At 71.4% G+C, this 9978-nt stretch carries 9 protein-coding genes and 1 pseudogene; 2 read left to right on the plus strand and 8 right to left on the minus strand.

Going from position 1 to position 9978, the window contains the following annotated elements; genetic code table 11:
* Window positions 1-403 (minus strand): annotated as a pseudogene (locus DW296_RS05985) (DEAD/DEAH box helicase); the annotation flags it as partial.
* A gap of 273 nt (window positions 404-676) precedes the next feature.
* On the opposite strand from DW296_RS05985, the gene DW296_RS05990 reads away from it, so the two are divergent.
* Window positions 677-1573 (plus strand): aldose 1-epimerase family protein, encoded by an 897-nt coding sequence (locus tag DW296_RS05990; RefSeq protein ID WP_136051497.1) that lies wholly within the window; start codon window positions 677-679, stop codon window positions 1571-1573.
* Window positions 1574-1669: 96 nt separating this feature from the next.
* Here DW296_RS05990 and DW296_RS05995 read toward each other — a convergent pair whose 3' ends face one another.
* The 4 genes from DW296_RS05995 to DW296_RS06010 form a co-directional block, all read right to left on the minus strand.
* The gene (locus DW296_RS05995; RefSeq protein ID WP_136051498.1) at window positions 1670-4810 is read right to left on the minus strand and encodes an efflux RND transporter permease subunit; all 3141 of its coding nucleotides are present in this window, start codon (window positions 4808-4810) and stop codon (window positions 1670-1672) included.
* 16 nt (window positions 4811-4826) lie between these two features.
* A complete protein-coding gene (locus tag DW296_RS06000; protein ID WP_136051499.1) occupies window positions 4827-5414 on the minus strand; it encodes a TetR/AcrR family transcriptional regulator in 588 nt (195 codons plus the stop codon).
* A 174-nt stretch (window positions 5415-5588) separates the two neighbouring features.
* Window positions 5589-5948, minus strand: coding sequence for a fluoride efflux transporter FluC (locus DW296_RS06005; protein WP_136051500.1), 360 nt, complete (start codon window positions 5946-5948; stop codon window positions 5589-5591).
* The gene (locus DW296_RS06010) at window positions 5945-6319 is read right to left on the minus strand and encodes a fluoride efflux transporter FluC (protein WP_240743007.1); all 375 of its coding nucleotides are present in this window, start codon (window positions 6317-6319) and stop codon (window positions 5945-5947) included. Before DW296_RS06010 ends, DW296_RS06005 begins: the two co-directional genes overlap by 4 nt.
* A gap of 87 nt (window positions 6320-6406) precedes the next feature.
* Between DW296_RS06010 and DW296_RS06015 the strand changes: the two genes are divergently transcribed.
* Window positions 6407-7936, plus strand: a complete 1530-nt coding sequence (locus DW296_RS06015) for an FAD-dependent oxidoreductase (protein WP_136051502.1) — start codon at window positions 6407-6409, stop codon at window positions 7934-7936.
* A gap of 1 nt (window position 7937) precedes the next feature.
* On the opposite strand, the gene DW296_RS06020 is transcribed toward DW296_RS06015, so the two are convergent.
* From DW296_RS06020 to DW296_RS06030, 3 genes are all read right to left on the minus strand, one after another.
* A complete protein-coding gene (locus DW296_RS06020) occupies window positions 7938-8744 on the minus strand; it encodes a nitroreductase family protein (RefSeq protein WP_101847590.1) in 807 nt (268 codons plus the stop codon).
* 4 nt (window positions 8745-8748) lie between these two features.
* Window positions 8749-9132 carry a hypothetical protein gene (locus DW296_RS06025; protein WP_136051503.1) on the minus strand — a complete coding sequence of 128 codons (384 nt, stop codon included), beginning with the start codon at window positions 9130-9132 and terminating at the stop codon, window positions 8749-8751.
* A gap of 113 nt (window positions 9133-9245) precedes the next feature.
* The gene (locus DW296_RS06030) at window positions 9246-9962 is read right to left on the minus strand and encodes a TipAS antibiotic-recognition domain-containing protein (RefSeq protein ID WP_446724128.1); all 717 of its coding nucleotides are present in this window, start codon (window positions 9960-9962) and stop codon (window positions 9246-9248) included.
* Window positions 9963-9978: the final 16 nt, after the last annotated feature.

The following is a 9978-nucleotide window of genomic DNA, read 5'->3' on the forward strand; positions in this document are numbered from 1 at the left end:
CGTTGTACCGCGGACGCTCGGCGCGGTCGTCGAACCGGCCGCCACCGGCGCGGTCGTCGCGGCGGTGCGGGGCCTCGCGACGCCCGGACTCCGCCCGGTTGCGGATGCTGCGAGCCTCGTCGCGACCGGCGCGCTCCTGCGCGTTCCAGCGGCGCTTCGGAGCACCGGACTCGGTCTCCTCCGGGCGGTAGCCGCGGTGCCCGGGGCTGCGGCTCCCGGGGCGACGGTCGTACCCGCCGGTCGCGCGGCCCTCGCGGTCGTCGCGCGCGGGACGCTCGTCGCGAGCCGTGTCCCGACCGCCGGCCGGACGGTGGCGGTCGTGGAACGAGGTCTTCTTGGCGCCGTAGCGCGGCTCGAAGTTCGCGGCGGCGCGACCGCCGCGGGGCTTGTGGTTCTTGGGCATTCGGGTGTCCTTCTTGCGTTCTCGCACGAGAACAGCGCTGCGCGCACGCGCGAGCACTCCGATCCAGCGGAGTCCGGACGATCTGCGGCCGGGGCCATTCCTGTGATGGTTGATTCGCGTCGATCGACGCGCACCATCGGCCCCTGGACTCACACTTCACACACTGAAAAACGTCCGCGCCCTGCGCGGGTGTCCGAAGCCGACCGTCACAGTCTACCCGGCATCCCTGGGAGACCCCCGCACTCCGGCGGCCTGCGGCACTACGATGTCGAGGTGAACTCCGTCTCTCCCACCGGCACCCAGGTCCATCTCCGTCTCGGCGACGTGACCGCGCAGATCGCCCAGGTCGGCGCCTCTCTCCGTGCCCTCCGGATCGGCGAGGTCGATCTCATCTCCCCGTATCCGCTCGACATCCCGACGCCGTCGTGCTCGGGCGTCGTGCTGACGCCCTGGCCCAACCGGGTGCGCGACGGCCGCTGGGACGACGAGGGCACCGTGCGCCAGCTCGCGATCACCGAGCCGAAGACGGACAACGCCAGTCACGGCCTGCTGCGCTTCACGGCGTATGCGATCGAGCAGACGGAAGGGGCAGCGACGCTGCGGGCGACCGTCTTCCCGCAGACCGGCTACCCGTACCTGATCGAGACGTCCGTCGCGTATGTCCTCACCGCGGACGGCATCGCGGTCACGCACACGCTCACCAACTGGTCCGACTCCCCCGCGCCCGTCGCGGTCGGCACACACCCGTTCCCCACGATCGGCGATGTCGACCCGCACGACCTCGTCCTCCGCGTGCCCGCCCGCACCGCCTTCGAGACGGATGACCGCATGCTCCCGATCGGCACCCGTCCCGCCGATCCCGAGCTGCTCGGGGGCATCCGCGTCGGCGACGTCTCGCTCGACACCGGGTTCACCGACCTCGAGCGCGACCCGGACGGCCGGGTGCGGCACACCCTCACCGCGCCCGACGGCCGGACCGTCACGCTCTGGCAGGGCGACGGCTTCGACTTCGTGCAGGTGTACACGGCGACGAACTATCCCGGCACGCCGCTCGCCGTCGCGATCGAGCCGATGACCGCTCCGGCTGATGCGCTCAACAGCGGCCGCGGCCTGCGTCGTCTCGCTCCCGGCGAGACCTGGACCCTGGAGTGGGGCCTCACCTTCGCCTGACCGCGGTTCACAACTCCGGAGAACCGACGCCGAAAGGCCCCGATCCTCGTCCTGCGGACGGGACCGGGGCCTTTCTCCTGAGTTGTGAACGCGCGGCTACTCGCCGTGCTGCTCCCGGAGCTCCCGGCGGCTGACCGGCGTGCCGTCCGCGTGCACCGGGACGGGTCCCGCGTCGGCCTGCGGGTCGTCCTTCCGCGCCCGGCGGCGTTCCCGCGCCCCCTCGACGAGGTTGTACAGGGTCGGTAGCACGATGAGCGTCAGCACCGTGGAGGAGACGAGTCCGCCGATCACCACGATCGCCAGCGGCTGCGAGATGAAGCCGCCGTGCCCGGTGATCCCGAGCGCCATCGGGGTGAGGGCGAGGATGGTGGCCAGCGCGGTCATGAGGATCGGGCGCAGACGCTTCTCCCCTCCCGCCATCACCGCCTCCGCGGTCGACAGCCCCTTCTCCCGGTACTGGTTCACGAGGTCGACGAGCACGATCGCGTTCGTCACCACGATGCCGATAAGCATCAGCACGCCGATCAGCGAGGCCACGCCCAGCGGTACGCCCGTGATGATCTGCAGCAGGATGGCGCCGGTCGCCGCGAACGGCACCGAGATCAGCAGCAGCAGCGGCTGACGCAGCGACTTGAACGTCGCCACCATCACCACGTACACGATGAGGATCGCGGCGAGCATGGCCAGGCCGAGCTGCGCGAACGAGTCGGCCTGCTGCGAGGCGACGCCGCCGACCTCGGCCGAGGCGCCGTCCGGCAGGTCCGCCGCGGCGAGCGCCTCGGTGACCGACTGGGTGGCGACCGCGAGGTTGTCCGATGCGGGCGGCACGGTGACGGTCGCGGTGCGGCGTCCCTGCTCGGTGGTGATCGAGGTGGGACCGTTGCGCTGCTCGACGGTCGCGATGTCCTGCAGCGGCACGATGCCGGCCGCGGTGGGGATCGCGAGCTGCTGGAGGGCGGCGACGGTCGTCGGCGGCTCGGGGTTGACGAGGTACACGGTGAGGGCGGTGTCGTCGATCTCGACCGAGCCGATCTGCTGCGGACGCATCGTGTTCGACACGATCGACCCGACCGCGACCTCGGACAGGCCGACCTGGGCGGCGGCTTCGCGATCCACGACCACGGCGATGTACGGTAGCGCCTCGGCGAGGTTGTCGGTCACCTGCCCGATGCCCTCGCGCCCGTCGAGCTCGTCCACCACGGCGGAGGTGGCGGTGGCGAGGTCGTCACCGCTCGCGGCCGACACGGTGATCTCGATGTCGCTGGAGCCGAAGCCGGCGGACGCCGCGACGGCGACCTCGCCGACCTCGTCGCCGAGGCCGTCGATCGCGTCCTGCACCTCGGCGCGCAGCTTCTCCTGGTCGGCGTCGCCGTCGGTGAGGACGGAGTAGGTGATCCCGGCACCGCCGGAGAACGCGTCACGCAGCGCGGAGCCGCTCGACCCGATGGAGGCCTGCACGTGCTCGATGCCGTCGATGTCGAGGAGGGCCTCCTCGACGGGGACGGCGGCGTCGGACTTCGCCTGCAGGCTCGCGGTCGGCCCGAGGTCCTGCGTCACGGTCATGGTGTTCTGACCGGAGTCGCTGAGGAAGTTCACCTTCATCAGCGGGGCGGCGGCGAGGGTCCCGGCGAGGACCACCACCGCGAGCGCGACGGTGATGCCCGAGTGCTTCAGCGTCCAGCCGAGGATGGGCCGGTAGCCGCGCTGCAGCCGCGTCGGCGGGGCGGCCGGGTCCTCCGGGTCGATCGCGTTCCCCTGGTCGTCGAGGAGCGGCTTGCCGGGCTTGAGGAACCAGTACGCGAGCACCGGCACGATCGTCAGGGCCACGAAGAGCGACGCGACCATGGCGATGGTGACCGTCATCGCGAACGGACGGAACAGCTCGCCCACCATGTCGCCCACGAACACGATCGGCAGGAACACCGCCACTGTCGTGATGGTCGACGCGGTGATGGCGGCGGCGACCTCGCGCACGGCGAGACGGATCGCGTCGCCCTTGTCCGCGTCGCCCACGTAGTGGCGCTTGATGTTCTCGATCACGACGATCGAGTCGTCGACCACGCGGCCGATCGCGATCGTGAGCGCCCCGAGGGTCAGCACGTTGAGCGAGTAGCCGAACGCCTGCAGCCCGATGAACGTGATGAGCACGGACGTCGGGATCGAGATCGCGGTGACCAGGGTCGAGCGCACCGACATGAGGAACACGAGGATCACGAGCACGGCCATCACGAGGCCGAGCAGCCCCTCCGTGGCGAGGGTGTCGATGGACTGCACGATGAACGGCGCCTGGTCGAACACGACCGTGAACTCCGCGTCGGGGAGTGCCTCCCCGATCTCGTCGAGGGCCGCGATGACCCCCTGCGACACCTCGACCGTGTTGGCGGCGGGGAGCTTCGTGATGGAGATCGAGAGGGCGTCCTCGCCGTCGACCCGGGAGATCGAGGTCACCGGGTCGGACACCTGGGCCACCGTCGCGACGTCGCCGATGGTGACCGCGGTGCCGACGAGCGGCAGGGCGGCGATCTCGTCGACCGAGGTGATCTTCGCTCCGGTCTGCACCGTGAGGGTCTCGCCGTCCTCGGTGATCTCGCCACCGGGGAAGAGCGTGCCGTTCTGCTGCAGCGCCGTGCTGATCGCCTCGCTGCTCTGCCCGGCGGCGGCGAGCTTCGCGAGGTCGGGGGTGATGGTGATGCGCTGTCCGACGCCGCCGACGATCTCGGCCGCGTTCACCCCGTCGACGTCCTCCAGATCGGGGATCGCGACGCTCTCGAGCTGCGCCTGGGCGTTGTCCGCGTCGTCGAAGCCGGTGACCGCCACCTGGATCACCGGGAAGTCGTCGATCGAGACCGAGAGCACCTGCGGCGTGACGTCCTCCGGGAGCTGCGAGGAGATCCGGTTGATCGCCTGCTGGATCTTCTGCTCCGCGGTCGCGAGGTTCGTGCCGTACGAGAACATCGCCTGCACGATGGACGCATTGGTCGTGCTCGTCGCGGTCGTCGACTCCAGGTCGGGCACGCCCTGGATGGCCGACTCGATCGGCGTCGAGACGTCGTTCTCGACCACCTCGGGCGAGGCGCCGGGGTACGTGGTCATGACCACGAGCGCCGGCAGCTCGAGCGACGGGATGAGCTCCTGCTTGAGGTTGGTCAGCGCGAGCCCGCCGAACACCGCGGCGACGATCGTCACGAGCGCGATGAGGGCGCGGTTCTTCAGGCTGAGGATGGCGAGTTTCGACAAGGCGGGGTCCTCGGTGTCAGGGGGTGGCGGTCGCTGCGGATGGGAGGGAGAGAGGTTCTCCGAGGATCCGCGCCAGTGCGGATTCGAGGAAGGACTGTTCGAGATCGACGTCGCGGATCTGCGTGCTCCACATGACGCCGTCGATGAAGATCATCGCCGCTCGAGCCCGGTCGGCGCCATAGGTCGGCTCCAGGAGGTCGACGAGACGGTCCGACAGGTGGCGGGCGAGCTCGCGCAGACGCGGATCGTGGACGGCTGCCGTGACCACCGCTCGATCCGCCTGCACCGCGTGTCCGTCGTGGATGCTGTCGTGGACGAGCGCGGCGATGACGTCGGCCCCGGCTCCGCGTTCGGCGAGGGTCTGCCGCACCCCGTCGAGCCGGCATTCGATCTCGTCCGCGAGGGCCCGGAAGGCGGCGCCGCGCAGGTCGTCGAGGGTGTCGAAGTACTGGGTGGTCGCCCCGAGCGGCACTCCGGCGCGGGCGGCGACCATGCGGTGCGTGATGGCGTCGGCCCCGACCTCGACGATCAGCTCGGCGGTCGCGGTGACGATCTCCCGGCGGCGCGCTTCGGGATCACGCCGCCGACGTGCGCTCTCCGCCATCGCTCACCCCCTGGACATCCGTACATGTACGTTTGTACATTCGCTCCGGTGTGAACTCCCTGAGAGCCCCACCCGGCTTCCCCTTCTCTCCCGGTGCGGGCTCGATTCCGCGCCCCGCACGCCCGTTCGCGGCCCCCTTTCGCACCCGCACGGGACCGGAGGAGGGGCATGAAGCTAGAGCGCAGCCCCCAGCGCGAGCCCCAGTCCCGCGGCGAGCAGACCGAGCACGAGCATGCCGACCGCGTCGAACACCGCGGCGCCGCGCTCGCCGTCCCGCCACAGCGCGACCGCATCGAGCATCGCGGTGCTGAAGGTCGTGTAACCCCCGAGCAGACCGGCCCCGAGCACGAAGGCCGTGTCGGGCAGCGCCGTCGTCACGAGCCCCAAGGCGAAGGAGCCGGTGAGGTTGACGACGAGGATCCCCCACGGGAACCGTCGGCCGGCGAGCCGGGAGACGCCGAGGTCGACGAGATAGCGCAGGACGGCGCCGACGCCCCCGGCGAGCGCGGCCGCGAGGAACAGCAGCGGACTCACGACGCCCCTCCCCGGCGCGGGCGCCCCAGTCGGACCCCTGCCGCGGCCGCGAGAAGACCGAGGACGAGGCTGCCCACGGCATATGCGGCGGCGAGGAGCGGAGCCGACCCCCACAGGGCCAGTGTCCCGGTCATGAAGGCGCTGTAGGTCGTGAAGCCGCCGAGGACGCCGGTGCCCAGCAGCAGCCGCAGCTCCGCGGAGGCCGGGAGCCGGGCCGCCACGACACCGATGAGCAGGGCTCCGAGCACGTTCGCGAGCAGCACCGCGAGGGGGAACCCGCCCGGGTCGTCGACGACGAGCCCGAGGCCCAGACGCGCTGCGGTGCCGAGCGTGCCGCCGAGCGCGACGAGCAGGACACGACGGAGACTCACGCTGGCCACTGTAGTCGCCGCATGACAGCGCGACCGCCGGATGTCAAGGCGTTGGGGTGGGGGCGGGGAGAGGCGTTGACTGTCGGAATGAAGCCCCTCTGGAAGGTCGACCAGGACGCACCCCACGGCACTGCCTTCGATCCCGGCGCGCAGCACGACGTGCTGATCGTGGGGGCGGGGCTCACCGGCCTCTCGACCGCGGTGCTCCTGACCCGCGCCGGACTCGACGTCGTGGTCGTCGACGCGGGGGACGTGGCGGAGCTCTCGACCGGTGGCAACACCGGCAAGCTCTCCCTGCTCCAGGGGCAGCAGCTCGCCACGATCCGCGCGCACCATCCGGCGGCGCTCGTCCAGGCGTACGTCGACGCCAACCGGGCCGGCATGGAGTGGCTCACCGGTTTCGCCGACACCGCCGGCCTGAGCTACACCGAGCGCACGGACCACACCTACGCCCAGGGCCCGGACGGGCTCGAGGCGGTGAGAGCCCAGCATGCCGCCGCGCGGGAGGCGGGACTGCCGACGCGTCTGCTCACCGCGGGAGAGCTGTCGACGCCGTTCCCCGTCGCGGGCGCGGTCGCGCTCGATTCCCAGGTGACGATCGACCCGGTCGCCGTCGCAGACGCGCTCGCGAAGGAGTTCCTCGCCGGGGGCGGCACGCTGCACACCGGCGTCCGCGTGATCGGCGCGCACGCCCTCCCGGAGCCGCGGGTGGAGACGACGGCGGGCCCGATGTTCGCCGAGCACATCGTCCTCGCGACGGGGACCCCGATCCTCGACCGCGGCCTGTACTTCTCCAAGGTCGCCGGGATGCGGTCGTACTGCGTCTCGTTCCGGGTCTCCGGCGGCGTGCCGGAGGGGACGTTCATCTCCGCCGACGGCCCGACGCGGTCCATCCGACCGGTGTCCGCCGCCGACGGTCCAGCCGGCACGGCGCAGCTCGTGGTCGGCGGCAACGGTCATCCCGTGGGCCGCTCGGACGGCGAGACCGCGGCGATCGACGACCTCGTGGACTGGACCCGCCTGCACTTCCCGGATGCGGAGGAGACGCACCGCTGGTCCGCGCAGGACTACCAGTCGCACAACCTCATCCCCTTCGTCGGCGCCCTGCCGCGCGGCCTCGGGCGCATCCGCATCGCCACCGGCTACGCGAAGTGGGGGCTGTCGAACGCGCCCGCCGCGGCGCTGCGACTCACGGAGGAGATCATCGGGACGAAGCGCCGCGAGCGTCCGTCCTGGATGCTGCGCCTCGGCACCCGACTCACCGTCCCCGCCGATCTCGCACGCGGGGCCGTCGAGGGCGCGAAGGTGGCCGCCGCCGCCACGAAGGGCTGGGTCGAGGCCGAGACCACGCCGGTCCCCGTGCCGCAGCCCGCGGAGGGCGAGGGCGTCGTGGCGAATCGCGGCGGTCGCCCGGTCGCCATCTCCACGGTCGACGGCGTGACCAGGGCCGTCAGTGCCGTCTGCACGCACCTGGGCGGCGTCCTCGACTGGAACGACGCCGAGTGCACGTGGGACTGCCCGCTGCACGCCTCGCGGTTCGCCGCGGACGGCACGCGCATCGAGGGACCGGCGCTGAACGATCTCCCGGAGGTGCCACGGACGGTCGGCGGCTCCTGACTCAGGTCCGGGCCGGCGGAGCGTCCCATCCCTGCTGCGGGCTGTCGCAGTCCTCGCGGAACACGTACTGCGACACGAGCTTGCGCTGACTGCTGGACCAGTCGATCGCAGGGCGGCGCTGCTCCGGCGGCAGGTAGCCGAGCCGGTAGACGGCCATGAGCTCGAGATCGTCGGGCACCCGAAGCAGCCGCACGATCTCGTCCCAGCGCCCCGGCACCTCCATCGGGAACGAGATGAACTGGATGCCCATGCCCAACTCGACCGTGGTCAGCCAGACGTTCTCCATGGCCGCCCCCATGCTGAACACGGAGTAGAACGACGACAGCTGCCCGGGCCGGTACTCGCTGCGGTCGAGCATGACGCCCAGGAGCAGCGGCGATCCGGCGACGAGCTTGCGGTTCTCCGAGCCCAGCGTCTTCGGCACGCCGAACGTGTTCATGAGCGTCTGACCGCGCTTGGTGAACACCTGGGATGTGAAGGGCCGAAGCGGCGCGGGGAGCTTGTCGAACAGCATGCCGCTGCGCTTCTCCTCCATCTCCTCCTGGCTGAAGCGGAAGTACGGCTTGTACCGCTCGAAGAACGTGCCGTTCGACATGGCCTCCGTCATGCTCTCGCCAGAGATGCGCGCGATCTCGTCGATCGTGTCCCTGTTCTCGATCACGACGAAGCGCCACGGCTGGCTGTTGAGCTGCGAGGGTGCGCGGCCGGCCGCTTCCAGGAGGATGCGCTGGTGCTCCTCGGAGACCGGGTCGGGCAGGAACGCTCCGTTGGTGGTCTTGCGGCGGCGGATGGCGTCGAGGAGTTCCATGCGGTCACTTCCGGTCGGAGGGGAGGCGCGAGACCACGAGGCCCGCGAGGACGAAGGGGGCTGCCGTGAGGGCGACGAGCGGGTGCCGCCGGGTGTGCGTCCCGGCGTAGGGGATCGCGGCCAGGGGGGCGGCGGCGGGGAGGAGGGCCAGGGCGGCGCGCCGGGTGCGCGGCGTGCCGGTGGCGAGACCGGCGACGATGGCGAGTCCCGTCGTCGCGCAGGTGAGGATGTAGAGGGCGTGGTGCACCCAGCGGAAGCGGCGCGTGTCGATGAGCCGGGCCGCCACCGCGGCGCCGAGGGCGCAGTTCGCCACATAGGCCGCCGCCGCCGCCGCGAAGGCTCCGGACGCGGGGCGGTCGTCGCGCCCCCGCTTCCGTCGCCCCGTCATGGCACGACCCTACGCCCTCCCCTCCTCCCCCGATCCACCCCCTTGCGTGCGAGCCACCCCCTTGAGTACGACCGCAGCGGGGTGGGTCGCACGCAAGGGGGTGGCTCGACAGATCAGAGGGAGGCTTCCGCGTAGATGCGGAGCGCGTCGCGGACGAACTCCGCGCCGTGCGTCCCACCCGCGGACGTCGCGTAGTTCGCGCCGAAGCGCGGGTCTGCGACGTACATCTCGCCGAGTCCGATGACGTAGGCCTTGGCGCCCGCGTCCGGTCCCTGCCGGCGCGCGGCGGCCGGAGTGCCCGGTATGCCCGTGAGCCAGGCCACGTGACGGCGCGCCAGCTCCTGCGCCTCAGCGGATGCGGGATCGATGCCGCTCTCCGCCGCAGCGATCCAGTCGCGTCCGAGGTCGGACACGCGCTGCTGCCACTCGGCGCGCTCGGCGTCGCTCATCCCGCGCCACCAGCGGTCGCCGTCGGCGTAGGCCTTCTTCCCCCAGCGGTCCTCGACCTCCTGCTTGTACTGCGTGTGGTCGAAGCCGTCGAACATGTTCTCTGCCATGAGGTTCTCACCTCCTCTCAATGCCGTGATGGTGGATTCGACCGACGCGATCTGCCGCGCCAGCCTGGTCTGCTCCTCGCGCAGCAGCGCGAGGTGGGTCTCGAGCGCCGACGCCTCCGCCGCTGCCTGGTTCCCCAAGCCCTCGCCCGAGGTCCCCGAGCCCCCGCCCCGGGCCCCTGAGCCTCCGCCCTGAGTCCCTGAGCCTCCGCCCTGAGTCCCTGAGCCTCCGCCCTGGGTCCCTGAGCCTGTCGAAGGGCCCAGCACCTCACCGATCTGCGGGAGTCCGAGA

Source organism: Microbacterium sp. K36 (assembly GCF_004794355.1).
Taxonomy (GTDB): domain Bacteria; phylum Actinomycetota; class Actinomycetes; order Actinomycetales; family Microbacteriaceae; genus Microbacterium; species Microbacterium paraoxydans_D.